The 24,002-nt window shown below is 70.6% G+C and carries 36 protein-coding genes; 10 read left to right on the forward strand and 26 right to left on the reverse strand.

All coding sequences use genetic code 11. The annotated features are described in order from the left end of the window. Positions 1 to 62: 62 nt before the first annotated feature. The 3 genes from ABZS40_RS20390 to ABZS40_RS20400 all read right to left on the reverse strand — a co-directional run bounded on the left by ABZS40_RS20390 (position 63) and on the right by ABZS40_RS20400 (position 2,303). A complete protein-coding gene (locus ABZS40_RS20390) occupies positions 63 to 614 on the reverse strand; it encodes a hypothetical protein (RefSeq protein ID WP_354944826.1) in 552 nt (183 codons plus the stop codon). A gap of 134 nt (positions 615 to 748) precedes the next feature. Then, positions 749 to 1,159 (reverse strand): winged helix-turn-helix domain-containing protein, encoded by a 411-nt coding sequence (locus ABZS40_RS20395; RefSeq protein ID WP_354944828.1) that lies wholly within the window; start codon positions 1,157 to 1,159, stop codon positions 749 to 751. Between the two features lie 64 nt (positions 1,160 to 1,223). Further along, entirely contained in the window at positions 1,224 to 2,303 is a 1,080-nt protein-coding gene (locus ABZS40_RS20400) for a helix-turn-helix transcriptional regulator (RefSeq protein ID WP_354944830.1), read from the reverse strand. Between the two features lie 293 nt (positions 2,304 to 2,596). Between ABZS40_RS20400 and ABZS40_RS20405 the strand changes: the two genes are divergently transcribed. The 3 genes from ABZS40_RS20405 to ABZS40_RS20415 are packed head-to-tail and all read left to right on the forward strand — an operon-like array spanning position 2,597 to position 3,275. Next, complete coding sequence (locus tag ABZS40_RS20405; protein ID WP_354944832.1) at positions 2,597 to 2,863, forward strand: hypothetical protein; 267 nt, start codon at positions 2,597 to 2,599, stop codon at positions 2,861 to 2,863. Continuing rightward, on the forward strand, positions 2,860 to 3,069 hold the full coding sequence (locus ABZS40_RS20410; RefSeq protein WP_354944833.1) for a hypothetical protein: 210 nt from the start codon (positions 2,860 to 2,862) through the stop codon (positions 3,067 to 3,069). Before ABZS40_RS20405 ends, ABZS40_RS20410 begins: the two co-directional genes overlap by 4 nt. 17 nt (positions 3,070 to 3,086) lie before the next feature. Beyond that, positions 3,087 to 3,275 carry a DUF397 domain-containing protein gene (locus tag ABZS40_RS20415; RefSeq protein WP_354944834.1) on the forward strand — a complete coding sequence of 63 codons (189 nt, stop codon included), beginning with the start codon at positions 3,087 to 3,089 and terminating at the stop codon, positions 3,273 to 3,275. A 288-nt stretch (positions 3,276 to 3,563) separates the two neighbouring features. On the opposite strand, the gene ABZS40_RS20420 is transcribed toward ABZS40_RS20415, so the two are convergent. Further along, positions 3,564 to 3,776, reverse strand: coding sequence for a hypothetical protein (locus ABZS40_RS20420; RefSeq protein WP_354944835.1), 213 nt, complete (start codon positions 3,774 to 3,776; stop codon positions 3,564 to 3,566). Positions 3,777 to 3,902: 126 nt separating this feature from the next. Here ABZS40_RS20420 and ABZS40_RS20425 point away from each other — a divergent pair, with 126 nt between their 5' ends. The 6 genes from ABZS40_RS20425 to ABZS40_RS20450 all read left to right on the forward strand — a co-directional run bounded on the left by ABZS40_RS20425 (position 3,903) and on the right by ABZS40_RS20450 (position 7,571). Beyond that, a complete protein-coding gene (locus ABZS40_RS20425; protein ID WP_354944836.1) occupies positions 3,903 to 5,228 on the forward strand; it encodes a hypothetical protein in 1,326 nt (441 codons plus the stop codon). An 89-nt stretch (positions 5,229 to 5,317) separates the two neighbouring features. After that, a complete protein-coding gene (locus ABZS40_RS20430) occupies positions 5,318 to 5,662 on the forward strand; it encodes a hypothetical protein (protein WP_354944837.1) in 345 nt (114 codons plus the stop codon). Next, complete coding sequence (locus ABZS40_RS20435) at positions 5,662 to 5,895, forward strand: hypothetical protein (RefSeq protein ID WP_354944838.1); 234 nt, start codon at positions 5,662 to 5,664, stop codon at positions 5,893 to 5,895. The genes ABZS40_RS20430 and ABZS40_RS20435 overlap by 1 nt, the downstream gene beginning before the upstream one ends. Beyond that, positions 5,895 to 6,503, forward strand: a complete 609-nt coding sequence (locus ABZS40_RS20440; protein ID WP_354944839.1) for a hypothetical protein — start codon at positions 5,895 to 5,897, stop codon at positions 6,501 to 6,503. Before ABZS40_RS20435 ends, ABZS40_RS20440 begins: the two co-directional genes overlap by 1 nt. Then, positions 6,503 to 6,973: a hypothetical protein gene (locus ABZS40_RS20445; protein ID WP_354944840.1), complete on the forward strand. Its 471-nt coding sequence runs from the start codon at positions 6,503 to 6,505 to the stop codon at positions 6,971 to 6,973. Before ABZS40_RS20440 ends, ABZS40_RS20445 begins: the two co-directional genes overlap by 1 nt. 226 nt (positions 6,974 to 7,199) lie before the next feature. Further along, positions 7,200 to 7,571 carry a hypothetical protein gene (locus ABZS40_RS20450; RefSeq protein WP_354944841.1) on the forward strand — a complete coding sequence of 124 codons (372 nt, stop codon included), beginning with the start codon at positions 7,200 to 7,202 and terminating at the stop codon, positions 7,569 to 7,571. A gap of 62 nt (positions 7,572 to 7,633) precedes the next feature. Here the strand turns inward: ABZS40_RS20450 and ABZS40_RS20455 are convergent, their stop codons facing one another. Further along, the gene (locus tag ABZS40_RS20455) at positions 7,634 to 7,768 is read right to left on the reverse strand and encodes a hypothetical protein (protein ID WP_354944843.1); all 135 of its coding nucleotides are present in this window, start codon (positions 7,766 to 7,768) and stop codon (positions 7,634 to 7,636) included. A gap of 164 nt (positions 7,769 to 7,932) precedes the next feature. Between ABZS40_RS20455 and ABZS40_RS20460 the strand changes: the two genes are divergently transcribed. Continuing rightward, on the forward strand, positions 7,933 to 8,076 hold the full coding sequence (locus tag ABZS40_RS20460) for a hypothetical protein (protein WP_354944844.1): 144 nt from the start codon (positions 7,933 to 7,935) through the stop codon (positions 8,074 to 8,076). Between the two features lie 78 nt (positions 8,077 to 8,154). Here ABZS40_RS20460 and ABZS40_RS20465 read toward each other — a convergent pair whose 3' ends face one another. The 21 genes from ABZS40_RS20465 to ABZS40_RS20565 all read right to left on the reverse strand — a co-directional run bounded on the left by ABZS40_RS20465 (position 8,155) and on the right by ABZS40_RS20565 (position 23,997). Beyond that, positions 8,155 to 8,382, reverse strand: a complete 228-nt coding sequence (locus tag ABZS40_RS20465; protein ID WP_354944846.1) for a holin — start codon at positions 8,380 to 8,382, stop codon at positions 8,155 to 8,157. A gap of 9 nt (positions 8,383 to 8,391) precedes the next feature. Further along, the gene (locus ABZS40_RS20470) at positions 8,392 to 8,646 is read right to left on the reverse strand and encodes a hypothetical protein (protein ID WP_354944847.1); all 255 of its coding nucleotides are present in this window, start codon (positions 8,644 to 8,646) and stop codon (positions 8,392 to 8,394) included. Positions 8,647 to 8,860: 214 nt separating this feature from the next. Beyond that, positions 8,861 to 9,166 carry a hypothetical protein gene (locus ABZS40_RS20475; protein WP_354944848.1) on the reverse strand — a complete coding sequence of 102 codons (306 nt, stop codon included), beginning with the start codon at positions 9,164 to 9,166 and terminating at the stop codon, positions 8,861 to 8,863. Positions 9,167 to 9,175: 9 nt separating this feature from the next. Next, complete coding sequence (locus ABZS40_RS20480) at positions 9,176 to 9,559, reverse strand: hypothetical protein (RefSeq protein ID WP_354944849.1); 384 nt, start codon at positions 9,557 to 9,559, stop codon at positions 9,176 to 9,178. 1 nt (position 9,560) lies between these two features. Beyond that, positions 9,561 to 10,409 (reverse strand): hypothetical protein, encoded by an 849-nt coding sequence (locus ABZS40_RS20485; RefSeq protein ID WP_354944851.1) that lies wholly within the window; start codon positions 10,407 to 10,409, stop codon positions 9,561 to 9,563. A 15-nt stretch (positions 10,410 to 10,424) separates the two neighbouring features. After that, the gene (locus ABZS40_RS20490; RefSeq protein WP_354944853.1) at positions 10,425 to 10,946 is read right to left on the reverse strand and encodes a hypothetical protein; all 522 of its coding nucleotides are present in this window, start codon (positions 10,944 to 10,946) and stop codon (positions 10,425 to 10,427) included. Positions 10,947 to 10,956: 10 nt separating this feature from the next. Continuing rightward, on the reverse strand, positions 10,957 to 13,896 hold the full coding sequence (locus ABZS40_RS20495; RefSeq protein ID WP_354944854.1) for a hypothetical protein: 2,940 nt from the start codon (positions 13,894 to 13,896) through the stop codon (positions 10,957 to 10,959). Positions 13,897 to 13,898: 2 nt separating this feature from the next. After that, positions 13,899 to 15,935 carry a hypothetical protein gene (locus ABZS40_RS20500; RefSeq protein WP_354944856.1) on the reverse strand — a complete coding sequence of 679 codons (2,037 nt, stop codon included), beginning with the start codon at positions 15,933 to 15,935 and terminating at the stop codon, positions 13,899 to 13,901. A gap of 4 nt (positions 15,936 to 15,939) precedes the next feature. Next, positions 15,940 to 16,113 (reverse strand): hypothetical protein, encoded by a 174-nt coding sequence (locus ABZS40_RS20505; RefSeq protein ID WP_354944858.1) that lies wholly within the window; start codon positions 16,111 to 16,113, stop codon positions 15,940 to 15,942. A gap of 5 nt (positions 16,114 to 16,118) precedes the next feature. Continuing rightward, entirely contained in the window at positions 16,119 to 16,478 is a 360-nt protein-coding gene (locus tag ABZS40_RS20510) for a hypothetical protein (protein WP_354944859.1), read from the reverse strand. Positions 16,479 to 16,481: 3 nt separating this feature from the next. After that, positions 16,482 to 16,949, reverse strand: a complete 468-nt coding sequence (locus ABZS40_RS20515; RefSeq protein WP_354944860.1) for a hypothetical protein — start codon at positions 16,947 to 16,949, stop codon at positions 16,482 to 16,484. A 6-nt stretch (positions 16,950 to 16,955) separates the two neighbouring features. Then, positions 16,956 to 17,363 (reverse strand): radical SAM protein, encoded by a 408-nt coding sequence (locus ABZS40_RS20520; RefSeq protein WP_354944861.1) that lies wholly within the window; start codon positions 17,361 to 17,363, stop codon positions 16,956 to 16,958. Between the two features lie 69 nt (positions 17,364 to 17,432). Next, the gene (locus ABZS40_RS20525; RefSeq protein ID WP_354944862.1) at positions 17,433 to 18,161 is read right to left on the reverse strand and encodes a hypothetical protein; all 729 of its coding nucleotides are present in this window, start codon (positions 18,159 to 18,161) and stop codon (positions 17,433 to 17,435) included. A 1-nt stretch (position 18,162) separates the two neighbouring features. After that, entirely contained in the window at positions 18,163 to 18,585 is a 423-nt protein-coding gene (locus ABZS40_RS20530; protein WP_354944864.1) for a hypothetical protein, read from the reverse strand. Between the two features lie 3 nt (positions 18,586 to 18,588). Then, a complete protein-coding gene (locus tag ABZS40_RS20535) occupies positions 18,589 to 19,203 on the reverse strand; it encodes a hypothetical protein (RefSeq protein ID WP_354944865.1) in 615 nt (204 codons plus the stop codon). A gap of 66 nt (positions 19,204 to 19,269) precedes the next feature. Further along, complete coding sequence (locus ABZS40_RS20540; protein ID WP_354944866.1) at positions 19,270 to 19,779, reverse strand: hypothetical protein; 510 nt, start codon at positions 19,777 to 19,779, stop codon at positions 19,270 to 19,272. Between the two features lie 51 nt (positions 19,780 to 19,830). Beyond that, positions 19,831 to 20,241: a hypothetical protein gene (locus ABZS40_RS20545; protein ID WP_354944867.1), complete on the reverse strand. Its 411-nt coding sequence runs from the start codon at positions 20,239 to 20,241 to the stop codon at positions 19,831 to 19,833. Positions 20,242 to 20,303: 62 nt separating this feature from the next. After that, positions 20,304 to 21,551: a phage major capsid protein gene (locus ABZS40_RS20550; RefSeq protein ID WP_354944868.1), complete on the reverse strand. Its 1,248-nt coding sequence runs from the start codon at positions 21,549 to 21,551 to the stop codon at positions 20,304 to 20,306. A 2-nt stretch (positions 21,552 to 21,553) separates the two neighbouring features. Further along, positions 21,554 to 22,303: an HK97 family phage prohead protease gene (locus tag ABZS40_RS20555; RefSeq protein WP_354944870.1), complete on the reverse strand. Its 750-nt coding sequence runs from the start codon at positions 22,301 to 22,303 to the stop codon at positions 21,554 to 21,556. After that, complete coding sequence (locus ABZS40_RS20560; protein ID WP_354944871.1) at positions 22,275 to 23,738, reverse strand: phage portal protein; 1,464 nt, start codon at positions 23,736 to 23,738, stop codon at positions 22,275 to 22,277. Before ABZS40_RS20560 ends, ABZS40_RS20555 begins: the two co-directional genes overlap by 29 nt. After that, positions 23,722 to 23,997: a hypothetical protein gene (locus ABZS40_RS20565; protein WP_354944872.1), complete on the reverse strand. Its 276-nt coding sequence runs from the start codon at positions 23,995 to 23,997 to the stop codon at positions 23,722 to 23,724. The genes ABZS40_RS20560 and ABZS40_RS20565 overlap by 17 nt, the downstream gene beginning before the upstream one ends. Between the last annotated feature and the right edge of the window lie 5 nt (positions 23,998 to 24,002).

Genomic DNA, 24,002 nt, shown 5'->3' on the forward strand with positions numbered 1-24,002 from the left:
CAGCAGGTCAGAGCCCGGCCGGACACCTTCCAGCCGGGCTCTTCGCTACCCACCCGCAGAGATCATGAGTCGCCCATGAGTCGCGACCGTCGAGCGCGGTGGAGAAGGGGCGTCACGCCACGCTCCGCCAGTTGCGCTGTGTAGCCGATCTCGAAGCCCTGCTCGATGCCGTCCTCGCGGGCCCGCTGCAACGTCGCGCCCGACGGATCAGTCGGTGCGTCCACAGTGCCCCTGCGGAAGCCGATCGTCTCGCCCTGGGCGCCCGACACGTACATGTGACCGCCGGGCCGGTGGGTTGCCACCGGACGCGCTTGCCGAATCCCCACGTCGCGCTGCTCAGCTAGGGCGGCGAGCGCCGCCTCCACTCTGGCCAGCCGCTGGGCCAGGTCTTGGCGCTGCAGGTCGCTGGAGCGCACGACCCAGCCGCAGATGCCGGCGCCAAACAGGTTGGCGAGCAGGGGATAGGTGCCGAACGGGATGATCACCGGTGTTAGGTGGTCGACGAGGAAAAGAGTGGTAGCCAGGACGATCGCGGCCACACCGAGGATCAGATAGCCGTATTCGGTGTGGCGTCGCGGAGGGTCGGTAGCTCGGGGTCCCCCTGTGTTTTCCATCGTGGGAGTCTCGCCTGCGGGACTAGGGGTGAGGCAATGATCACTCGCCGCATCTTGCAGATGGCGAACGTTGCGTGATCAACGGTTAACAAGCGTGTGACGTCCGGCGATGATCCACTGTCCGATCGGGGAAGTTATCCCGTCCGGAAGGTCACCCGGTATCTATGCGCCGGGTACGCGTCCAACAGCCCATCCGACCGGGCGATCACCAACAGCGGCACGCCCTCCGGCACCCCGTACGTCTTCCGTTCCTCCGGCGTCGGATTGCGGGCCGACACCCACTCGCCCGGCTCCGCGTACACCATCTCCACCTCGACCGGCGCGCGGACCACCACACCGCGACCACGCACCGACTCAGCCAGGCCCTCGTTGCGCAGCTGCTGCACAGCCGCCCGGGCCGTCAGCGGGTTGACGCCGTACGTCTGGCTCAAGTCGCGTTCGGACGGTAGCCGGTCACCCGGGCTGAGCTGCCCGGACGTGATCCGGACGCGGAGGATCTCGGCCAGCTCCAGGTAGCCGACCGGCTCGCTCGCCGGATAGATCACGATCGGCAGCGTAGGGCCCGAGCCGATCATGGGTACCGGACTAGTTGAGTAGTCCGATCAACGTTCAGGCGCGAGACTCCCGGGCAGCCCGTTCCACCTCGCGCAGCACCAAACCCAGAGTCTGCGACCGGCGCTCCACCGGCAGCGCCGACCATGCCCGACGCGCGTACGTCATCCCGCCCGCCCGGTCCCCCGAGTGCGCCATCATCAACGCCCGGTGCAGCTCGATGTGCGTGGCGAAGCGGGTCAACGCCGGCGGCCGCCACCGGTCCGCCTCGAACTGCGCCAGCTCGCCCTCGCGCAGCATCCCCAGCCGGGCGTACAGCATCGACCGGAACGTGGCCATCCGCCACGGCGGCACCGCCGAGTCGGAGATCTCCCCGTCCGGTGACGCGACCTCGTCGAACACGCGCCGCGCCTCGGAGTCGGCGGCCACCGCGCCGTCGACGTCCCCACGCCCGGCAGCGACGTGCGCCCGGGCCATCAACGCGTTGAGCCGCCCTAGCGACGGCGTATCGGACAGCCCGACCGCCTCGTCGGCGTACCGCTTCGCCGTGGCCAGAGCGGCGCCCTCGTAGGCCAGGGCGATGGCCGCCCGGCCGCGCACCCACACCCGCACACCGAGGTCGTCTGAGCGGTCCGCGGCGACCCGGGCGATGTCGTACCAGCCGATCGCCTCGGACGCGGTCTTCGTGGTCTTGCCGTAGGTGACGAGGGCCCGGGCGGCGTTCGCCCACATCACCGGCGAGTCGAGGTGTTGCTGCATGATGACGAGGTCACCGGCGAGGCGCGCCTGTAGTGCGTTGGCCCCGATTTCCATGTAGTCGCGGCCGTACTGGGCGACCCGTTCGACCCAGCGTTCTTCGCTGTCGCGGCCGTTCAGGGCGTGGGTGAACCCGGCGCGGATCAGTTCGCTCGCGGCGATGGGTCCGATGGTGGCTGCGGCGAGAAGGTGTCGGCGTTTCACGTCCGCGTCTCCCAACGCCCGCGCGTAGGCGAGCACGACGTCTGGCGTCGCGGTTCGCCGTCCTGCCTCGACGTTGCTGAGGTGGGCTGCCGAGTAGCAGGACCTTGCCGCGATGGAGGCCAGCGTGACGCCCGCCTCGGTGCGAGCGTGCCGCAGCTGTGCGCCCAGATCATCCATCGGGGGTCCTTTGGTGAAAGGTCCTGAAAGCATCGACTCCCTTCCGAGGGTAGCCCTGCCGTCACGAAGGTGGAGGTAAGGCGCGGTTGGCGCCCCTGACGCGAGGGAGGCGACACCGTGCAACTCGTCCCCAGACTGCGGCAACTGCTGGCCGGCTCACCTTCGGCCCCGCGAGGTGAGCCAGCCGGGCCCCCCATCCAGGCCCGCGAGCAGGAAGCCGCGAAGGAGCGGCTACTGGCGCAGGCGCGCCGCCGTGCCGCCGAGCACCGCTACGAATACGGCAGGCCAGCCCGATGACCGCCCGGACGATGCCGATCCCCGGCACTCGCCTGTCCGTGCGGCCCGGCGAGTGGCAGACCGCCCCCGGGCAGCCCGGCCACACCTACCACGACATCCGGATCGTCTCCGTCCACGAGTCCCCCGACCCCGCGCACGCCTGGGTGCGCGGGCACGGGCTGGAGTGCGCGTGGGAGTCGGCCGACTGCGACAAGCCGTTCTGCTTCGAGGTGCTCGTCGACGTCGACGTCCTGGCCGCGACCGCTGCGGGTGAGCGGCCGTGAGCGCGCTGAGCCTCGCCCTGCCGGCCGCCCGCTGGCGGAACACCGTGCACGAGCACCAGGCCGTCGACGGCCAGTGCCCGATCTGCAAGACGGGCCCCCGCTGCCGTGTCTGGGCGGATGCCTTCGGGCAGCTCGTCGCCCACGACCTGTGGATGCCCCCGAGACCATCCCTCACCAACGACCGGCCGCACCCGGCGGCCGGCTGAGAAGAGAGAGATACCCAATGGATCAGCTCACGTTCGTCAAGCCCGCCCAGTGCGAGAGCGGCACCTCGAACTGCGTGGAGGTCGCCATCGACAAGGGCCGCAACCGGATCGTCCGGAACTCGCAGCGGCCGGAGACGCAGGTCGTGTTCGACGAGGCCGAGTGGGCCACCTTCACCAAGTCGGTCCGCGCCGGCCAGACGTTCTGACCGACCTTGACCGCCGAGGGGGGCCGGCTCCCAGTTCGGGGCCGGCCCCTCACGCGCGCCCGTCGAAGTGTCTCGGCTGCATGGCCCGGATCCTCACCACCTCCACGCACACCTGCGGCGGCGACCGCATCCCGACCGACGAGCTCGGCTGGTACTGCGACTGCCCGGAGCCGGAGTGTCGCCAGCGGCAGGGAGGCAACTGGTCGGCCGGCCCACCAGCAACCCCCCGCAGACGACGGAAGCCTCCACCCACCGGCAGGTGAGCGGAGGATTCTTCGCGTCGGGCTACTACTCGGGCTCGCCGGCCTTCGCCATGACCGCACTGCGGCGCAGCTGGTACGCGCCACGGGTCGACAGCGGCTTGTACCGCCACCCGGTGCCCTCCGCACCCCACTCGCTGGTGCGCTGCTCTTCGTCCTTCAGGGACCGCTGTACCTGGCGCAGCGAGATTTCCAGCAGCTTGGCCGCCTCCGCTGGGCTCACCCACACGCTGCCGCTCAATCTGCGCCCCCTGCTCGTCCCATCTGGGGATGATCTCACGCCAGACACGCCGGAGATACCCGCACCGACACGCCGTGACTGTAACGCCAGTTGCGCCAGAAGCGCCAGGCGCGCCAAGATAGGCGAATGACCATGTTCCGTCGGCGGTCCGCCGCCGAGATGGCCGACGCCGCTCGCGTCGAGGACGAGCGCCGACGCCTCGACGACAAGTTCGCCCGCGACAAGGCCACCGCCGACCGGGCCACCCGCCGGCAGCTCGAGCGCGAGCAGGAACGCGCCGACCGCAAACGCGCCAAGGCCAAGGCCAAGGCGCGGGCCCGCCGCCGGCGCAGGATCGCCGCGCTCGCCGTGTCCGCCCGGACCGTCGGCCCCCTGCTGATCGTCAACGCCGCCACCGTCGGCGGCCAGCTGGCGTACGTGTACGACGAGACCGACCCGACCTGGCCGGCTGCCGTCCGGGTGGCCATCGCAATCGGTGTGGCTACGGCTGCCGAGAGCGTCGCCCTGTACGTCGGCTGGCACGCCCACGACGCCCTGCTCGCCAAGGCGTACGGCACGGCTGCCTGGCTCCGCCGCGCCTCGTACGGCATCGCCCTGATCATGGCCACCGTCAACTACAGCCACTTCGCCGACAGCCTGCTGGAGCCAACTGCGCTGGCCGTCATCCTCGGCGTGCTGTCCAGCCTGTCCCCTTGGCTGTGGGGTCTGCACACCCGTCGCGCCCAGCACGTGCAGCTGCTCCGCGAGGATCTGGTCGACGAGACCGGCGCCCAGTTCGACCCGGCCCGCCGGCGGGCGTTCCCGATCCGGTCGTGGCAGGCGCGACGGTGGAGCATCGACCACAACGTGCGCGACCCGAAGGCGGCGTGGGCCGGGTACAAGGCGTGGGCCGAGGCCCGGCGGGCGTCAGTCCGTCCCGGCCGGCTGGGCGCCGCGTGGTTCGCGCTACGCGGTCTGCCCGCCGGCGTGGCCGACGAGTCCGACCCGGGCATCCAGCTGTGCCGCCGGTTGGAGCAGCAAGTCGCAGGCGTCCGTCGGGTCGTCGACCACGCTAACCAACTCACGCTGACCGACCGGCCGGTCGGCGTGTGGCCGGCACCGGGCATCGCACTGCCCGCGACGGGCAGCGTGCCCGCGGGCAGTGCGGAGCCGCCCGCCCGGGTGCCCGCGACGGTTGCCGCAGCGCCCCGTCAACGCCGGACGGTCGACGTGAAGGTGGATCCGCCGGCCGTCCGTCCGCCCACACCGCCGCCCGCGAACGAAGCGGCCCGGACCGCGGCCGCATACGCCAAGTACGTCGCCGACCACGGGCGCCCGCCGTCCGACCGCAGGCTGGCCAGCGCGGCCGGCGTCGGGAAGACCTACGCGAACGAGTGGAAGAAGGAACACGCCAAGACCACAGCGACCCCAGATGCCCGCACTGCCCGCCGCCGTAGCGGCCGGACCAGATAGCGCGGGCACCCGATAGCCCCCGGGGCGCGGCCTACGCCTTGGACAGCCAGCCGCGCCCCGGGACCCTCCCCGAAGGAAGGACCCACATCATGCACACGACCCACCAGATACGCGGCCAGGTGCCCGCTGACTCGCCGCTGCGGGCACTCGCGGGCAGAACCGTGACCACGCCCGCCGAGTCGCTGCCCGAGGTGGCCACCCGCGTTGCCGAGATGCGCCTGGCCCGGATCGACCCGGTGGTGCTGCCCGCCCGCTACGTGCCGTGGACGCCCATCGCGTTCGCGCTCGCGGGCAGCGTCCTGGCCGCCCTCGTCACCGCGCTGACCGCGATCCTCACCGAGCACTACACGACCGCCTGGGTGGCCGCCGGCGCCATGCTGCTGCTCGGCCTAGGTCTGTTCCCCGTCCTCACGCACCTGGAGATGGACGCCTGATGGCCACCCAGCAGTACCGCCTACACATCTTCGACGGCGACTACGAGGTGCTGCACAAGCGGACTCACATCGCGTACCTCGACCTGAACCTGCCCAACTACGAGAGTGCGCTCGACCGGCACCTGTGGGCGCTGACCCGCGACGCCCGGGCCGCGAACGAACCGATGGACGCACCGCGCATGGAGGTCCGCGACGCGGCCGGCACGGTGGTGCGGAACTGGACGGGGTCCTGATGCTGCTCCACGCCCTGCTGGTCGCCGCGCCGACGCCCAGCCCCAGCCCGTCGCCCACCCCGGGCGCCGGCACCAGCTCGTTCGACATCACGCACACCATGTCGCCGACCACGGTCGCGATCCTGCTGCTACTCGCGCTGCTAATCGACTGGATGAGCGTCGGCCCGAACAGCCTGCGGGATCGGATCGCGTTCATCGTGGCTGTACCTACGATCCGCGAGGGCTTCGACGGCAGCCCGCTCGACCAGTGGACCGTGGAGACGCTCAGCAAGCTGATCCAGAGCCTGCTCGACTCCACCGGCGGAGCACGCATCGCCGGCGCCAGCATCAATCTGCTACTCGGTGCCGGCATCGGACTCCTGTGGATCTACGCGGTCGGCTGCATGCTGCCGGTGAAGTTCAGCAAGAAGCTCGGCCGGTTCGCCACCCTGTCCTTCCCGGCGTCCGGGCTGCGGCGGCTCAACGCGCCGCTGTGGATCGTGGCGATCCTGCTCGGCCTGATGTCCGACCTGCCCGGCGGCCTCGTCGGGGACGTCGCCCGGACGCTGATCGACCTCGCCGCGACGCTCGTCGCACCCCTGCCCGCCATCCTGTTCGGAGACGCCTGATGAACACCGTGCTGATCGCCGCGACCGCCGAACCGGAACGCGGTTGGGGTGGGCCGATCGCGGTGCTGGTCGCGCTTCTGCTGTTCGGGCTGTTCATCGGCATCCAGGAGTACCGCGACCCCTCCCCCACCGAGGACGAGGAAGGTGGTGTCAGCGCGAACCTCAAGGTCAAGTCGGTGTCAGACACCGATGACACCGACCGTGACACCGGCTGGTGGGGGCAGATCCGCAACGTCGGCGGCCGGCGTGTCCGGGTCGTCGACGAGTTGGTCGACGAAGAGCTGGACCTGAACCTCGACGACGAGGACGAGCCGGAGACGGTCGAGGCGGCGGTCGCACGGATGACGGGTGAGCGCCGGCCGTACATGGAGATCGTGCGGCACCTGATGAGCGTGCACGGGGCGTCCGAGTCGAAGGCGAAGAGGGCCATCCGCAACGCCCGGGCGAAGCGGGGCAGCGGTGCGGCGTAGCGGGGTTGCCCGGCCGTCGTACCGTGCCTCGGGGGTGACCGCGTGAGGTGTTGGATCTGTGGCCGGTGGTGGCCGCTGCCGTGGGCGTGCGGCCCGTGTCGGCGGAAGCGGCGGGAGATGCGCCGCGGCTACCTCCGACGGGCGGCATCACAGGACGCCTTGACGGAGATGACGATTCCCCGTCCGGACGATCCGGCCGCTTGACGCCCGGTCCTACCCTCCAGCCATGAACTTCGGCGTGCGCCTCCCCGGCCCATTCCGCGTGGGCATCTCCGGCACCGGCCGGGTCAGCGCCGGCGTCACCCTCGGCCCGCTGTCCGCTTCGACGGGCGGCGGCGCCCGGCGCGCCCCGGCACCGAACGAGATCTTCGCGCCGCTCGAGCTGCCGGCCGCGCTGGCAGAGCTGGCCGACGAGGGCTGGCGGGTCAACGGCCAGGGCGACGGGTGGGCGCTAGTCGGGAGGCGCCTCGCTGCGCTGCAGTTGGAGACGGTGGAGGGTGGCACGGTGGCGCGGCGGGTGACGTCGCGGCGAAAGGTACTGCTGTGGGTCGCGGTCGCAGTGGTCGTGGTGGCCTGGGTGGCGATCGCGACCGGCTGACTCCGGGCCAGCACGAAGCGACCCCCGCCGCCTCCGGAGAGGTGACGGGGGTCGCGGTCTGTTCAGCGTGCCTGGGCTCGCGCTTCTCGCCGAGCCCGCAGGTCCAGTTCGCGGCGCAGTGCCCGCTCGACGAACGCGGCGAACCTCTCCCCGTCGGCATCGGCTGCTGCGGACGCCTCGTCCCAGGTGGCACCCATGCGGATGCTGCGCCCTCGCGTCTGCCCTGTGGCCGGTCGTCCCGGCTTGCCGTCTACCATGCCTAAAAATGTATCACAGAAATAGGGGCTGAGGTGTAGCGATGCCATGCCGTGCCGTGCCATACTTGTATTACAAGAAAGGCCAATGAGCAGGGGAGACGGACATGGACAAGGTCGAAGCGAAGGCCCAGGAGATCCAGGCTATGGACCCGACGATCAGCCCCAAGCGCGCCCAGATCAAGGCCATGCAGGTCATCGCCGCCGACCAGCGCGCCGAGTACCACCGCCAAGTGATGGACATGAACTGACCCCGAACACAGCGAAGCGCCCCCACCCGCTCCGAAATGGAGAGGGTGGGGGCGCAACCGTTCGCAGCGGAGCCGATGTTACTGCTCGCCTCCGACAAGGCTCGGCGAGTCGGGCTCACCGGCGCCGGCCGACACGACCGACGTCAGCAGCGACAGCAGCGCCGCGCCGGCCGCGACACCACCGGCGAGCGGGAAGTCGGCGTGCAGCACGTTGAACCCGTCGAGGGCCCACAGACCCAGCAGCGACTGCGCGGCGGATTTGCCGGCCCGCTCGGCGGCGGCCTTCCAGAACTTGCTCGTGAACATCGAGCCTCCTCAGACTCTCGGGGGCCAGGACCACTGGCCCGGCTCGTCGCCGGGGGCGACGTTGAACTCGGCGAACCCGCCCTTCTCGCCGGGCGTGAACACCCACAGGTGCACGTGCTGGTCGCTGTCGAGCGCCGGCACCTCGCCGGCCTCGACCCCACGCGGGTCGAGGGTGTCGACGTCAGCGGTGACGATCGCGGCACGCATGGCCAGCAGCCCCTGCTTGCCGCGATAGCGGACGATCCGGCCGGTGGTCGGCTTCATCTCGGGTGGCCTCCTGGGTACGGTCGTCGGGTGGGACAGGAGTACGTACGGACGCCGGATGGCGTCGCTGAGGTGCCGAGGCCGTGCCCCGCCGGGCACACGGAGACGACCCCGGCGTGGGGGTCGTGCACGGTCGAGGGGTGCCGGCGGATGGGCCGTCAGTGGCGGTGCACGGTGTGCTCGGGCGTCACCCAGCACGACCACGAGCACCGCACTACGCGGTGACCGGGCGCTCCGACGGCGGCACCGGATCCGGCGGGCTGGGATCCACCCCGGCCCGGGTCAGTTGGTAGGCGTAACCACCGGCGGTCCGCCGCCAGTAGTCCCGGTCGCGCTCCGCGCTAGCAGCCCGCTCGTCGGCCTTGTCGCGGGCGCGAGCCAGATCTTGCACCGACTCCCGCTCGTGCGCTCGGGCACCGGCCCGCAGCGACCCGACTCCAGAGAACAAGCTTTGCAGGAACGCGATGCCGCCCCCGCCCAGCACCAAGCCGATCAGGGCAGTCACCATCTCGGATGACACGGGCGGCTCCTATCGCTCGCGGGCCTGCCGGGTGGCCTCCCGCCTGACTGCTCCCACATCCCGCCAGCGACCGAAGAGCAGCAGGGCGAACGCCCCCAGCGCGAGGCTGGCCACGATCCCGGCCGGGGACTGCACGGCGGCGAGGACCAGCGAGTACACCGTGAACGCGGCCCAGAGCAGCGGCAGCCCGAGGTGCTCCCCGATCCAACGGTCGCTGACCGCCCCGTACGCGGCGAGCACACCGCCGCCGACGAGGAACAGCGCCCACAGGTAGACCAGCGGGCCGGTGGACTTCTCGACGCTGGGCGTGGGGACCAGGGCGGCGCCGACGCCGGCGGCCGCCATGAGGGTGTAGCCGGCGACCCGGGACCAGCGTTTCGGTTGAGCGGGCACGTCAGGCGACCAGCCGGCGGGCCAGCTCGTCGGCGACCTGCTTGGCCATGGTGGGCGGGATCGCGGCGGCGATCTTCTCCGGCGTGAGGCCGGCCAGGACGCCTCGGACGATCGGCTGCTGGTCACCCGAGATCTCGCCCTGCACGAGCATCAGGGTCCGGGCAATGAAGTCGAGCTTGGCCACGAGACTGTTACTGGCCGGGAGGCGGCCAGAGCCGTCCGGGTCGACCTTCAGGCCCATGCTGTCGCCGCCGGTGAACACGGCGTTGGTGAGCTGGAGTACGCGGTCGTCGGTTGCGGTCATGGTTGCCTCCACGGTTGGGGCCTTGATCAGGCCGATGGATTGCAGGTAGCGGCGGAACAGGGGCCGCTGGTCACGGCCCGCCTTGATGGCATCGCGGAACCACGATCCGTGACTGTGCCAGCGGTGTGAGCTGTCGCCGGTGCTGCGTTTCTTGAGCCGGTCCCAGCGGCGGACGGTCTTGCCGTCGAGGGTGTAGATCCACTCGCGGATGTCGCGGGAGTCCGGGGTGTTCGCCTCCAACTGGGCGACCATCCACCGGTTGAAGGTGTAGAGGTTGTGGGTCACGCCGCCGACCCGAACCTCGAACCAACCGACGTCCAGCGCCGCCGCGTCGAAGGTCAACCCGGCACGGTCGCGGGGCGACTCACGCACCGAGTAGTCGTCAGAGTCGAGGCGGTCGGATCCGCAGTGGTAGCCACCTCGGTGGGCCGAGTCACCGACGATGCCGACCTCGCCCGGATCCAGGTCGTCCGGGCCGGGGGCGTTGTCGAGGTGAGTGAGGAGAAGGCTTCGGACGGCCAGGAGGTTGCTCGGTGCGCGGGTCATCAGGACCAGCTCCCCTTACGCATAGCGGCTCAGCTCCAGGGCGGAGCCGGCCTTGATGGTCGTGGCGGTGGCCGAGCTGGCCCACTGCGCCCACTGCAACCTGAACGTGCCCGCGGTGCCGCCGACGATCAACGTTCCGGAGCAGATGATCCCCACCACGGTGCCGACCGCCCCGAAACCAAAGTCCGCCGTGGGGAACGACGTCACGTCCTGGATCGCGGCCGCCTGCATCGACCCCGTCTGACCGGTCGCCCCCACCTCCAAGCCCGCCGCCGACGCCGACAGCCGCGACCCCGCCGGAGCGTTGAACCGGAACCTCAAGTCGCCGGCGGTGCCCGCGCTGAGCAGCAGCAGGTGCATCTGCAGCCGGTACGCCGTGTTGGCCGCGACCGACAAGAGCAGCTCGTTGTCGTCCTGGGGGGCGATCGAGCTGGCCACCGACTCATCGGACGTCTTCACGACCACCTTCGGGATCGCGAACACCTCCAGGTCGTTGAGCTGCGAGGCCAACAAGGGCTGGCCAGCCGTGAACGGCACGACCCCTCCTTCAGAGTCCGAGAATCAGTGGCTGCCACAGGCGCACGTCGGTGCCCGCCGCGTGGCCCTTTTCGACCCCGTTGACCGCCCGGGTGACCGTGAACGTCTGCGGGCTGCTGGCACCGGAGATCGCGGTGACAGTCACCCGCTCACCGGCGACGTTGACGTCGAACGGCACGTGCGCCACGTTCGTCGTCCACACCGGGCCGGCGGCGGTGGCCACCGACAGGCTCGTCCCGTCGACCCTGCGGACCGAGTCGTAGTCGCCCGTGAAGTTGCCCCGGACCGTCTCGGCCGGCAGCGGGTCGAGGAACATGTCGTACACACCGAACGCCGGCCCCGCGATGCTCGTGATCGTGAACACCGTCGGCTCCTTACGACGGCCGGCGCTGTCGTACAACGCCACCCGGGCGCCCGGAGCGAACAGCGCCACGTCGAGGCCCGCCGCGACGACTGCTCGGTTCGGGGCGTCACCGCGGATCTGCGCCGACGCGTCCCCCGCCGACAGTTGCGACCCGGCCGTGTCGAGGCGACCCAGTACCGGGTCGTTGAGTCGACCGATCGTCCACGACGACGCCGGCTCACAGAGGGCCTGCACCGTCCAAACCGGGTGCTCGCCGAAAGTCTCGACGTACCCGACAAGAATCTGGTCCACCGGGTCCGGAGTGACGGACGCGGGGACGTTCGCCACGGTCAGCCGGGACCCGATGTCGCAGCCCAGCCACGCAGTTGTCACCGCGTCGCCGGCCGTCATCCGTAGCGTGATCGTGTCGAACCGCTGCTCGGCGACGGTACCCCGATGCACAGCCCACGCGGCCAACTGCTCCAGCTGCGCGTCGGTGCTGGGATTGGCGCTGAGTGGCTGCTCCCACCGGCCGACAGCCGCGATGTGCGCCTCGTCGACGTAGCGGGCATCCGACCCGGACGGCCGCCGGGCGGTGACATCGTTGCGCAGCGTCGCGTCGTCGTCGGACGGCTCCATCGGGGGTGCGATATGCCGGGCCGCGTAATCAAGCGCCAGGGTGACCGGCTGGTTGTAGAGCGTCGACCGGGGCCGGTACGTCAAGCGGCCGCACGTCAGCTCGTACAGGATCCCACCGTCGGTGGCCTCCGCGTCGCGCAGCTGCGCCATCAGCGACCCGGACAGCCGGGGTCCCATGGCCTCCGAGGTGATCCCTGCGACTGGGTAGGGCGCGTACGGCACCTGCCGTTCAGCGCACACGGCGGCTACTCGGGCGTGCGCCAGCTCTCCCGGGCTACCCAGCGCCACCGCGGCCGAGGTGGTCGCCGGCAGCGGAGACGCCGACCACACGCCGATGTGACCCACCGCGGGGATGACCTGCGCGGCGTCCGGGTTGACCCGCAGCAGGGTCGGTTGCAGGGTGAGTGACGACCCAAGTGTCGCGCTGCCTCCTGACACCCCGTCCACCCACACCTGCAGGGAGTTCGAGCCCCCGGACAAGGTCACGTCGATACGAATGTGGTGCAGTCTCCCTGGCTGGGCCAGGATGCCGGTGTTGACGCCGATGAGGAACGTACCCCCGGACATCGCCGAGTAGCCGTTCACCGAGAAACCGGTGGCCGTGGTGAACAGGTTCCACGCCTGGATGGTGCCCGGGGTCAGCCACGCCACCACCCGCGTCGAGGTGGTGGGCACCTCGTCGTGCGCGACCACGCACTCCATCCGCCAGTCGGTGGCGTACTCGGGTGGGATCCGTGCCTGCAGATACGCCCCGGACGTGTCGACCATCGTGCCGACCCCACCCAACGGGGAGGACTGACCGAACCGCACCGGGGCGGACGGCACCAGGGAATCGACGGTGCGCATCGCCGACGCGCCCTCCGTCGCCAGCGACCCATCCTCAAGCGGCCAGTAGCCCGACTTGTTGAAGGTCTGCTGCTCCGTGTAGTACCGGTACAACGGGGACCTGGTCGCCTCGCCCGCCGACGAGATCCGCTTCAGGGTGCCGAACGCCTGGATCGGCACCCACCGCAGATTGCCCGACGGATCCCAGCGCGGCGGCCAGCGGTCCACGTAGCCGGTGAACCGCGGTGAGGTCACCTCCACGTTGTCGTAACTGACGACCACTGGCAGCGTGTTGGTGTTGCCGCCCTCCAGTCGCGTCAAGAGGCCGCACTGCGTGCCGGAGCTCAGCGACGTGTCGACGGCCCCGACCTGCCAGCCCGGGGGGCTATCGGAGGCCGGCTTCCATGCCTTCGCGCGCAGCTCCGATCCCATCCAGGAGAACACCACCCGCCAGGTGCTCGACGCGTGAGTGCCGATGTTGGTCACGGCCGCCAGCCCGGTCAGCACACCCCCGACCCGCTTGACGATCTGGAGATCGACCCCACCGCCGGGCTTGATGTCCAACCGGGCCGCGTAGAAGTTGCTGGGGTCCTCAGCCCGGCCAACGACCCAATGCGTTACCGCCGCGCCGTTCGGCGTGCCGAGCGGGTTCGTGACGTCGACCGTCATCTCCCCGCTGGTGACGCCCGTGTCGGCGAACGCCTGCCGCAGCACGTTCACCGTGCCAAGCGACTGCTTGGCCACGCTGCCGTCCGTGAAGTAGTCGCTGGCCGAACCGCCGGACGTGGTCCACGCCGAGCCGATAGCGGGCGAGCCCCAACCGTTGGAGACGGTACGGTCGAAGACGTCGACGACGTGAAGCAGGCGCACCTGCAGGGGTGTGTTGCGTTGCAGTTGCCCGTAATACGGGCCGACCGGGTTGCGTGGGGTGAACCGGCCATCGGCGTTGTTGAGCCGCAGCGAACACGACGACGGCACGGTGTCCGCCAGCGGCGTCGACCGACCTCGGGAGATGGTGATCGGCTCCGCCCGCTGCAGCCGATCGGTGATGTCCACCCATTGATAGGTCAGCGGGTCGGCGGCCGGGTTCGCGCCGGGTGCGATCCTCACCTGCACGTTCAGCGGGTCATCGGGGAAGCTCACGGCTACCACCCACCTCCCAGTCCCAGTACCTTCGGGTTTCCGCCCGAATCGCGGATCGCCTTGACCAGCCAGCTGACGAACAGCCGCTCCAGGCCAGACGCGCCCGCCGCATTGATCTGAAGCACCGGCGCACCCCCGCCGCCGGCTGGCGAGCTGGACCGGCCGCCGGCGGCCGACGTAGGCGCCGGACCGCCGGTCGTCTTACCGCGCAGGAGTGCTCTGATCCGCTCCACGCCCGCGTGTCCGCCGGCCGCGTCGACCTCTGCCGCCGTCAGGATGTGCTCACCCGGGGCCAGCAGGTACGGTTCGCTGTCGACACCCTTCGGGCCGATACCGATGACCGGGCCGCCCGACGCGGCGCCCTTGAGCGACGTGCCACCGGGGAGCTTCAGGTCGCCGTTGGTCTTGTAGTACACGCCGATCGTGATGTTCTTGCTCTTGATCTTCCCGAGGCCCTGCTGCACGGCCCTGATCGCGTCCCGGGCCTGCTTGTCCTTGATCGAGACCTCGCGCTTGACGTTCGGGATCCCGAACAACTTGTTGGCCAATTCCCGGGCCTTACCCGCCTGCATGCCCATTGCGCCAGCGGCACGTAGGAACGCGGCGCGCCCTCGCTCCGTGACTGCAGTGGCCTGCTCCTGCGACCCGGTCGCTGTGAGCGTGGCCTGCGACTGGCGGATTGCCGAGGACGCGATCGCGTCCAGGGCGGCCTGGTTCGCCCGGCCTTTCGCCGTGCCCTCGTCGAGGGTCCTCCCGTTGCGCTTCACCGACTCCGACGCCGCGTCGACGGCTTCCTCGAAATCGCGGGTTGCCGCCCGGGCGTCCAGTGCCTGGCCGGCGAACTCGTCGATGGCCTCCCGCAGCGACTTGATCTCGGTCGTGGCGGTGTCCGCGCCCTCGGCGGCCTTCATCAGCCCGCCGAAGATTCCGTCGCCGGCTTCCTTGCCGGACTCGCCACCGCCTTCGAGAGCGCCGGCCAGCTCGTCCATCCGCTCACGGTTGTCGGTGATCTTGTCCCCGACGATCGGGAGCCAACCCGCGATGCCCTCCGCGAAATGAGCACCACCCTGGCCGGCCTTCACGAACGCGCCGTACACCTGGGCTAGGCCGCCAACGAACGTCCCGACGGTGCGGATGCCGGACTCCAGGCCCATCAGCAGCCCACGGACCGCCGACGCGCCCTCGTCGGCGCCACCCGAGATGTCGGACAGCGCGTCGGAGATCGCGTCACCGATTCGAGGCAGGCCCTCCGCCAGCTCCCGCACCACCGGGCCGGCCGCTTCCGCTGCCTCCCGCAGGCCAGGGCCGATCTCCCGCACCAGCCCGGCGACGCCCTGGGCGAGGGGCTCGACGTAGCGAGCGGCGGCCTCGAACACGCCGTCGACGTCGTCGGCCACATCGGACCACGCGTCCTCGATGACGCCAATGCTGCGAATCGTCGGCCCGATGAACTTGCTGGCCGAGTCCTCCAGGTCGCCCATGACGGTCTGGCCCAGCTGCTTCGACGCGGCCTGCACCCGGGCGTCCTTCGCGGCCAGGCTCACGCCGCCGACGACACCGCCGACACCCACCCCGCCAAGCACCGCACCGGCGACCGCCGCACCGATCATCGGCACCGCCACGGCGGCGACCCCAGCACCGATCGCGCCACCCGCAGCACCCATCGGGGCCTTCGCGAGCAGCGGCCCAATCCGCGCTACGAAACTGGCGCCGAAACCTTCAGCGTTCTCCGCGCCAGCCGCAGCGAAGTCGGGGAGCAGGTCCTTCGACTTGACCAGCTTGCGCAGCTCCGCCTGCTGCTTCCGGATGCCCTTACTGATATCGATCCGGTCGGCCTCGTCGGACGTGCGGGCGAATGCGACCGCCAGGTGCTTCAGGGACCCCTCGACGTCGGCGATCTGCCGGTCCAGATCCTGGGCGTCCTTCTCCGTCGCGTCGAGGGACCGGCCGAACCGATCAAGGCCGCCGCCAGCGCGGTCGGCCATCTTCGAGACGGTCTCTTCGCCCAGGAGGCTGACCAGGATCTCGCGCTTGTCCACCGGGTCACCCCCCTTTCAGTGCTGGGTGCTGCGCCATCAGCGCGGCCCGCTCATCCGCCGGCGACGGGGCCAGGGGCAGCAGGTGGGCGTAGATCTCGCGCAGCGTCATCTCGCGCAGCACGAGCGGGCTGATCGCCACGTAATGCCGAGAGAGACGGGGGCCGACCTCGTCGAGCAATCCCGCTACGCCTCCGTGCTCGGCGGCGGTGTCGACGAGGCAGAAGCTGGGGGGTCCACATCATCGGTGGCCGGCACCGGCTCCCAGTCGGCCAACAGCACCAGCGGCTCGAAGCCGTCGAACGGCTCGTCGACCCCGGCCAACCGGCGGGCCACCCACATGCTCGCGAGGTTCGCGGCGGTGAAATCCGCCCTGACGCCGCGCATCATGCCCCGCAGGCCCATGCCGATCTGCTGCTCGATCTCCACCAACGTGCTGGCGGGCACCCGCACCAGGGCGGCCTCGTCGTACACCCACCAGGCCGACCCGTACCGCTCGTGATCGTCCTCGCAGAACCGGAACCGCATCGGCGGCAGCAGCTTCATGCATCAGCCCTTCGTGATCTGGTCGGCGACCCAGTCGACGACTCCCTGCATCTCCCGGGAGATGTCCGGGCCCATCCGGTCCACCGGCCGGTCGACGAACCCCGGCCGGACCCGCTGGGCGACCCAGCCGGCGCCCCGCTTGCCGTACACCGGGTGGCGCAGCGTGCCCCGGTTCAGCGTCGGGACGTCGCGCTTTTCCTTGCGCCCGTCGCCGTACACCCGGAACGTGAGCCGCGCGGTCTGCTTCGTGCTCTTCACCGCGGTACGGAACCGCAGCGACCGGCTGAGGATCGGCGCGTACCCGGAGGGCATCGCCTTCGGCACCTCGGCCCGGATCGCCGGACCCAGCGGCCGGGCGGCCCGAGACAGACCGCCGGCGAGCTGCTTGCCCAGGCCGACGTCGCCGACCCGCCTGAGCGCCTTGCGCACCGACGTGAGATCGGCCGAGCCCGCGCGGATCTCGAAGCCCACCGCCGGTCAGGCCGTGGCGCGGGACAGCGCCCCGGCGCCCTGCCACGTCACACCCACCGTGGCCAGGTCACCGACGCTGCCACCGACCGGGGTGTGCGCCGACACGACCACCGGGCCGGAGTACAACGGGTTCGTGGCGCTCACCGCCGCGGACGTGGCCTTCACCGACACGGTGACCACCGTGCCCAGCAGCGGCCACAGCGTCTGATCGACGCCGCCGGCCACGTAGTCCTCGTTGAACTCCAGCGCCACCGTCCAGTCCTTCAGACCGCCGAGGCGCGAGCGGAACTGGTCACCCATCGCGGTGTCCTCCAGCTGGTCAGCGGACGCGGTGATGGTGGCCTGGCGGACGAACTGCGACAGGTTGACGGCGTTCACGGTCACAACGGCGTCGACGAAAGCGAACGAGCCCACGGCTCAACTCCTTTGGATACGCGACAGCCCCGCCGGATCATCCGGGCGGGGCTGCGGGGAACGGGAAGGTCAGGCGCCGATGCCGATGGCGCCGGCGATCTGGAAGGTCCCCGTCACCGCGGAGACGTTGAGCCGGTAGTACGCGTCGGTGATCGGGCCGGCGACCCGGGTCAGCCACAGCCCGCCCTGCGCGGTCGCCGCGGCGAACGTGCCGCGCATCGTTGGAGAGCTGAACGCGCCGGTAGCAGCAGACTGCACCTGCACCGTCAGCGTCGTGCCGGCCGAGAGGGCGTGCAGAGCCGCGTAGAGGTACTGGCCGGTGGGTACCGCACCCAACTGCACGATCGACCCGGTCGCGCCGGTCGCTGACACGTTGCCCTTGGCCTTCGCGACCTGGCCGCGGATCAGCCCGACAGCGTTGGTGCCGGACATGGTCAGGCTGAACGGAGTCAGCTCGCCCATCTGGCCGAACAGGTTGTAGCCGAACTTCCCGAGCTGGCCGAAGTAGGCGATGGACCCCTCAGTCGGGGTCGGTGACATGGTCACGACCCGGTCGGGAACGCCCAGGTCCGGGAACGCCTGCGGATCCGGCGCGTTCACCGCGGCGGACTCCCAGAACCCGGCCATCGACGCGGCCACCGACTTCAGGCCGCCGGCACGTGAGCGCCACCCGCCGCTGCCGAAGGTCGTCGCGTCCAGCTGCTCGGTGTCGACTGTGAGGCTGGCCTGATTGAGGTTGGTCGTGAAGTCGTAGCCGGCGACCAACACGGTCGCGTCGGTCAGGGCGAAGCTGCCCACATCACCCTCCCGGTGCCATCGCGCGGAGGTTGAACACCCCGCCGTAGTAGTTGATGAGGCCGACGTCTTCCAGGCCGCGAGGGTCGAACGAGTCGACAACCAGGTCGTCGATCAGCCCCCCGAACGTCTTATCGCCGTCCATGAGCACCGCGCGGATGGACTTCGCGCCGGTGGGGTTGGCGTACTCGGCGAGCAGGTGCTGGCCGACCCGGTCGACCTTCGCGGGAACCAGCACCACGACCTGCATCGGCAGCACGATCAGGCCACGTCGCATCGCCTCGTGGTACGACGGGATCGGCGGGACCGTCGGGAAGGCGATCGGCGGGTTTGGCTTGTCCGGCTGGTAGCTCTCCGAGCGCAGCCCGTCGATGGTCGACAGCCGGTCCTTGAGCGCGCCCATCAGGGCGACTACGTCGAGGGCCACAGCTCAGACCGCCTGCGGGATCTTGTGCCGGCGGTACGGTGCGAGCTTCTGCTCGGCCAGCGAGTTGATCCGCACCCGCACCGGGCCGAACTCCCCGAACCCCGCGACGCCGAACGGGGCGTCGGTCAGCTTGAAGCTTTCAGCCGCCATGATCAGGCACGCCTCCTTGACGTCTGCCGGGACGGCCGCCCATCCCCACCGCGCGGTCACCTGCACGACTGGGCGCTCCGAACACGCCAGGCCGTACGTGAGGGCCTTGATCCGGCTGTACGGCCAGCCCGGCACCCCGTCGACCACCCCGTTCAGCGGCTCCAGCAGGTAGTCGGCTGTCACCCACGCCTCGTTGTAGACGCCAGCGCCGGCGGAGTCCGCCGCCACGACCAGCCCGGCCGTGGTGTGGAAGTCGTCGACGAGCACCAGGCGGTCGCCGATCGCCCGGTACGTGCGGGTCGACGCGACCCCGGCGTCGTTGAACTGGCGGCGGCACCACCGCTCGATCTCCCGCGAGGCGCTCAGCACGGCGGCGGCCAACTGGTCGTCGTCGAGGGTGTCGTTATCCGGGATGTCGCTGCGCTTCTTGAGCTCGTCGCGCGTCGCGTACGGATCGCCGAGCGCCACCGGTGCCTCCCTCTACTTAGCGCGGCCGGAGCGGCGTCGCGTGGACGCCGCCCCGGCCCGTCCCGCCTACTTGTTGGCAGGCCGTTCGGTGGCCTTGTCGGCCGGCTTGGGTGCCGCCTTGGTGCTCGCACGCCGCCGACCCTTGGTCTCACCCTCGCCGTCGCCTTCTGCGGCCTCAGCGTCGACGCTGGCCGTGCCGGCGGCGAACTCCCGCACGATCGCCACCGGCGACGTGTGGTCCCGGCCGGGCGGCGGCGGGATCGACGCCGCGTCGACCTGCTCGGCCGCGTCGGCGATCCGGTCCGTGGCCGCGTCGGCCGCCGGGCTACCCGGGGCGTTCGCGATGACCCGCTGCGCGTCCGCGATCTGCGTCGCCAGCCGGTCGTGCATCAGCCCGGGTACCTCGTGGCCGGTGGCGTCGCCGTCGACCAGGGCGCGGTAGGCGTCGACCTCCCCGTCCTGAACGGTGTCGCCGACGCCGTACGCGAGGTACGCGCCGCGCGGGTCGTTCTCCCGCACCAGCTGCCCGTCGGTGGTGCGGTACACCCGCCGCTCTGCCTTCGTGGTTCCCGCCATCTGCGTGGCCTCCTGATCTCTGATCGTGCTGATCGACAGCGCCATGGCGGGCTACCGGTAGAAGACGACGACGCGGAACTTGCCCGCCGTGAGCGTCGCCGTCGCGGTGGTGATGGCCAACCGGCGGCTGACCGTGGTCTTGACCGTGGTCGCCCCGGTGAACACCGGGATGACCGACTTGCGGCCGGTCGTTGACCAGGGCGCGCCGGAGACGGCCGCTGCGGCGAGCAGGTCGCCGGCGCCCTCGGAGTTGACGGCGACCGTCGCCGCGCCGCCGGACGTCACCGCGGTGTCGACCTCGATGTAGCCACCGAGGATGACCGCGCCGGCGGGGACCTCGTTGCCGGCGGCGTCGCCGGGCCCGCCGCGCAGGTTGATGGTGCTGACCGCGCCGCCGTCGCGGGCGAAGTCGTACTCGCCCTGGGCGGTCTTGATGCCGGTGGTCTGCTCGATCTGGGGCATCTGCCTTGTCTCCTTTCACGGCGACGGGCCGGACGTTGCCGTCCGGCCCGCCAGGGGCCGTCTCAGATGCCGGTGACCGTCGACCAGGCGGTCGGCCGGTAGACGATGAACGCCGCCCGGACGTCGGCGCGGACGGCCTGCTTGCCCTCGATGAAGTACGTGCCGTGCGAGTTGCTGACCTGCACGACGATCCCGCGCCGCATCGACAGCTCCAGGAACGAGGTGTCACCGGTCAGGCCGGTGCCCTCGGTCTGCGCGTCGGACTGGGCGACCGGCAGGCCCCACAGCCGCTCCGGGCCCGCCTCGGACGGGTTGCCCCAGATGTAGACGCCGTCGGCCGTGCGCAGCAGCCGGATGTCCATCCAGTCGTTCGGGTGCATGACGTGCAGGTCTGGCACCGCCCGGCCCGTCACCCGCACCTTGACCATCGCCTTGTAGAAGGCGTCCGGCGTCGGGTCGGCGCCCTTCGCCTGGGTTTGGATGCCGGCGATGTTGTTGATGCCGCGCAGGTTCGGCGCGGTTCCGTTGCCGACGAGGACCTGAAGGTCCATCCGCTGCCGGAGCATGAACCGCAGCCGGTTGTCGACGTAGCCGCGGGCCTGGTCGACGTCCTCCAGCTGCTCGTCGGTGATCGGGATGAACGTCGAGACCTTCCGCACCGGGCTCGACACCTCGGTCAGCGCCAGCGCCGACTCGGGGTAGGTCCCGGCCTCGGCCGTCTCGGCCGCGTTGTTGGTGAAGGTCGTCTCCTCCATGTACACCACGGCCGCCTGCGCGGTCGTCGTGGTGGGGATGAAGTCGAGGACCTGGATCGGCCGGGTCGCGAAGTCGACGACTCGGCCGGTGCGGTTGGTTTCCGGCAGCCAGCCCGCGCTGGTCTGCATGAGGGTCTTGAGCTCCAGGTCGAGGGTGGCCTCGGGGCCGATCGACCCGTGCTTGCCCTTGAAGGCGTTCGAGGCGACGAACTGCTCACCGAACGACTTGGCCTGCACCTGCTCGTCGCGGTCGTCGCGACGGCCGGCCTTGCGCTCGTCCGGCTCCGAGCCCTTCTCCTTGCCGGCGGCGTTGCGGCGGCCGGCGGCCTTGGCGACCTGGCGGTAACCCTCGACCTCCTTGCCGACCTCGTCGATCTCGGCGTTCTTCGCCTGGATCCACGCGACCTTCGCCGCGGTGTCGCCGGCGATGGACTTGACCAGCTTCATGTCGTAGCTGGGCCCGGCCTCGTCGAGGACGGCGAACAGCTCCTTGTTCTTCGCGTCGAGCTTGTCCTGCGCCTCCTTCAGCGCCGGGAACTCGATGACGTCCGTCATGGTCATGCTCTCCTTGCTCGTGCGACGGCCCGCAGCAGCTCGCTGGCGGCCAGATCGGCCAGGGCCTCGTCGTCAGGGTGGGTGTCCGGGCCGCGCGCCTTCAGCGCCTCGTACGCCTCGTACAGGCGCTTCAGCTCGTCGCCGAGCTGATCGAGGGCGTCGGCGTTGACCCGGGACAGGGACTTGCCGTGCTCAGCGCGGAGAGCGCCCACTCTGGTTGCGCTGGTCATCGCGCCGTCGACCACGCCCATGGCCGCCAACGCCGTCTGAATCTCGTGCTGCAGCAGCCCGGTCGCGGACTTCGCGTCCAGCGTTCGGGTGCCGATGCCGGCGCCCGCGAGCACCGGCGACACCTCGCCGGCGCCCAGCTGCTCGAGGAAGCGGACCTGCTGGCCCTCGAACTCGCCGTACGAATGCTTCGTGGGGTGCACGGAGTACGACCACTCCTGCAGCTCACCCATCTGCTTGACGACCTCGAAGGTGTCTCGCCCCTGGGTGGTGTTCATGAAGAACTCGCCGTCGAGGATCGCCTCGGTGCCGGTGGTACGGACGGTGCCCTTGCCGACCGGCAGGACGCCCATCCACGACTGATGTCCGTATGCGGAGATCTTCCACTTCGCGCCGTCCTCGAACGCCCCCGGTCGGGTCACGTCGCGGTCGGAGTCGATCACGTCGAACGTCGAGAACACCGCGCTCACGGTGCCCTTGTCGACGTCCTTGATCTCAACCCCGCTCAGTGCCTTGACCTGCATCGCCCTGCCCCCCCTCCGGTGGTGCGTCGTCGCCTGGCTCGTCCTCGGCCGGCGGATCCTCGGTCGGCTGCTTCGTGCCGGGCGGCTGCAGCTGCACGCTGAACAAACCGCTGTGCCGACCCACCAGGCGGGAGATATCGTCGGAGCGGAGGTATTCGACCGCCGCGTCGGGCTCATACCCGGCGTCCAGCAGCGCCCGCAGCGCCTGCGAGCGGGTCGACTGGATCTCGGCGACGTCCTTCGCGTCCTCGCGGACGAACGCCGTGTCGCGGGTGTCCGGCCGCAGCTCGGCCGCCGCCTTCGGGCGGGCGAACAACGTCTCCAGACTCGCGCCGGCCTCGCCCCACAGGTGCCGCAGCGTGCCGTCACCGACGTTGCGCCTCGCCGCGCTGTAGTTGCCCGCGTTCAGGCTGGACCCGGACAGGCCCTCGGACAGGCCCACCACCACCGGATGCACACCGGCCGCCGCCGCGATGCGCGTCTCCCCACCGCCCTGCACCGACTTGAAGTCCACCGACTTCAAATCGGTGCCGCGCATCGTGACGTCCGCGCCACCACCGAGGAACAGCGTCTTGTACGCGTTGCGCGGGCCAGTCGTCTGCGCCTTGAAAACGTCGGCGAACTCGGCGACCTGCTCCGGGCTCATGTCCTTGTCGAGCGACACCACCGTCTGCAACGCGGCGCCGTTCTCGAAGAACTTCGCCTTGTGCTCAGTGGCCGCGATGTCCGCGCCGATCTCCCGCAGCACCGGCGTCAGCCACGACATGCCCCGGAACCTCGCGGCCGGATCCGGGATCGGCGAGTAGTGGCACACCTCTTCGGGCAGCAGCAACACCGGCTTCGACCGGACGCTCACACCGAGGCCCGACGTCGGCGGCTCGAACAGGACGCCCACCACCCGGGCGTCGATCGCGTACGGGTCATCCGAGTGCGACCCGATCACCAAGGTCACCCAGTCCGGCCGCAGCCGCGTCAGCCGCCGCCCCGGCCCCCGTGCCGCCCGGCCGTACCGGCCCTCGTCGTCGCACGTCGTCACGAACGAGTTGCCCGCGTACGTGGCGTCGACTTCCATCCACGCCAGTAGGTTCGCCAGGGTGCCCGTCGGCCAGGGCCGACGCAGCAACGCCAGGTCCGCCGAGTCGTAGAACGGGCCGAGCTGCCCGTCGACGCGGTCGCGCCAGCCGAACTGCACGTCGGCGAACACCCGCAGCCGGGCGTAGCAACAGGCGAACACCACGGCGTTGCCCTTGCCTGCGGCGCTGACGTAGCCGTTGAACTCGTGCTCGATCGTCTCCCGGTCCGGGGCCGAGTTGCCGATCAGCGCGTTGCGAAGCGCGTCGAGGCGCCAGAACGGCTGCTCGGTGAAGCCCTTCGCCTCGGCCGGACGGACCATCGCCCGGTGCCGGGCGGTCACCCGATCAAGCGTCGACGCCATCAGCCCGCCTCATCGCCTCGCCGGCGCGCCGCTCGCGCGTCTCCCGGGCGTCGTCCCACCCGACCTTCATCGCGGCCGCGCACCACGTGCCGGCCATCCACAGCGCCGCGAACACCCCGAACGTCAGCCGACCCACCAGGACCAGCACCGCGGCGAGCAACCCCAGCAACGTCCGGCCAGCCGGCCACGCCCGGGCCTGCGCGGTGATCCGATCCACCCGGTCGACCCGGGCCGTATGCGGGTATTCGAGCACCGTCACCGGGG

It is taken from the genome of Micromonospora sp. NPDC005324 (genome assembly GCF_040607155.1).
Classification (GTDB): Bacteria; Actinomycetota; Actinomycetes; order Mycobacteriales; family Micromonosporaceae; genus Micromonospora; species Micromonospora trifolii.

Excerpts from the sequence above, each read along its gene's own strand:
- ABZS40_RS20390 (WP_354944826.1), bottom strand. The coding sequence starts at position 614 with ATGGAAAACACAGGGGGACCCCGAGCTACCGACCCTCCGCGACGCCAC.
- ABZS40_RS20400 (WP_354944830.1), bottom strand. The coding sequence starts at position 2,303 with ATGGATGATCTGGGCGCACAGCTGCGGCACGCTCGCACCGAGGCGGGC.
- ABZS40_RS20405 (WP_354944832.1), top strand. The coding sequence starts at position 2,597 with ATGACCGCCCGGACGATGCCGATCCCCGGCACTCGCCTGTCCGTGCGG.
- ABZS40_RS20415 (WP_354944834.1), top strand. The coding sequence starts at position 3,087 with ATGGATCAGCTCACGTTCGTCAAGCCCGCCCAGTGCGAGAGCGGCACC.
- ABZS40_RS20425 (WP_354944836.1), top strand. The coding sequence starts at position 3,903 with ATGACCATGTTCCGTCGGCGGTCCGCCGCCGAGATGGCCGACGCCGCT.
- ABZS40_RS20430 (WP_354944837.1), top strand. The coding sequence starts at position 5,318 with ATGCACACGACCCACCAGATACGCGGCCAGGTGCCCGCTGACTCGCCG.
- ABZS40_RS20435 (WP_354944838.1), top strand. The coding sequence starts at position 5,662 with ATGGCCACCCAGCAGTACCGCCTACACATCTTCGACGGCGACTACGAG.
- ABZS40_RS20440 (WP_354944839.1), top strand. The coding sequence starts at position 5,895 with ATGCTGCTCCACGCCCTGCTGGTCGCCGCGCCGACGCCCAGCCCCAGC.
- ABZS40_RS20445 (WP_354944840.1), top strand. The coding sequence starts at position 6,503 with ATGAACACCGTGCTGATCGCCGCGACCGCCGAACCGGAACGCGGTTGG.
- ABZS40_RS20450 (WP_354944841.1), top strand. The coding sequence starts at position 7,200 with ATGAACTTCGGCGTGCGCCTCCCCGGCCCATTCCGCGTGGGCATCTCC.
- ABZS40_RS20455 (WP_354944843.1), bottom strand. The coding sequence starts at position 7,768 with ATGGGTGCCACCTGGGACGAGGCGTCCGCAGCAGCCGATGCCGACGGG.
- ABZS40_RS20460 (WP_354944844.1), top strand. The coding sequence starts at position 7,933 with ATGGACAAGGTCGAAGCGAAGGCCCAGGAGATCCAGGCTATGGACCCG.
- ABZS40_RS20465 (WP_354944846.1), bottom strand. The coding sequence starts at position 8,382 with ATGTTCACGAGCAAGTTCTGGAAGGCCGCCGCCGAGCGGGCCGGCAAA.
- ABZS40_RS20470 (WP_354944847.1), bottom strand. The coding sequence starts at position 8,646 with ATGAAGCCGACCACCGGCCGGATCGTCCGCTATCGCGGCAAGCAGGGG.
- ABZS40_RS20485 (WP_354944851.1), bottom strand. The coding sequence starts at position 10,409 with ATGACCCGCGCACCGAGCAACCTCCTGGCCGTCCGAAGCCTTCTCCTC.
- ABZS40_RS20510 (WP_354944859.1), bottom strand. The coding sequence starts at position 16,478 with ATGAAGCTGCTGCCGCCGATGCGGTTCCGGTTCTGCGAGGACGATCAC.
- ABZS40_RS20540 (WP_354944866.1), bottom strand. The coding sequence starts at position 19,779 with ATGGCGGGAACCACGAAGGCAGAGCGGCGGGTGTACCGCACCACCGAC.
- ABZS40_RS20545 (WP_354944867.1), bottom strand. The coding sequence starts at position 20,241 with ATGCCCCAGATCGAGCAGACCACCGGCATCAAGACCGCCCAGGGCGAG.
- ABZS40_RS20550 (WP_354944868.1), bottom strand. The coding sequence starts at position 21,551 with ATGACGGACGTCATCGAGTTCCCGGCGCTGAAGGAGGCGCAGGACAAG.
- ABZS40_RS20555 (WP_354944870.1), bottom strand. The coding sequence starts at position 22,303 with ATGCAGGTCAAGGCACTGAGCGGGGTTGAGATCAAGGACGTCGACAAG.
- ABZS40_RS20560 (WP_354944871.1), bottom strand. The coding sequence starts at position 23,738 with ATGGCGTCGACGCTTGATCGGGTGACCGCCCGGCACCGGGCGATGGTC.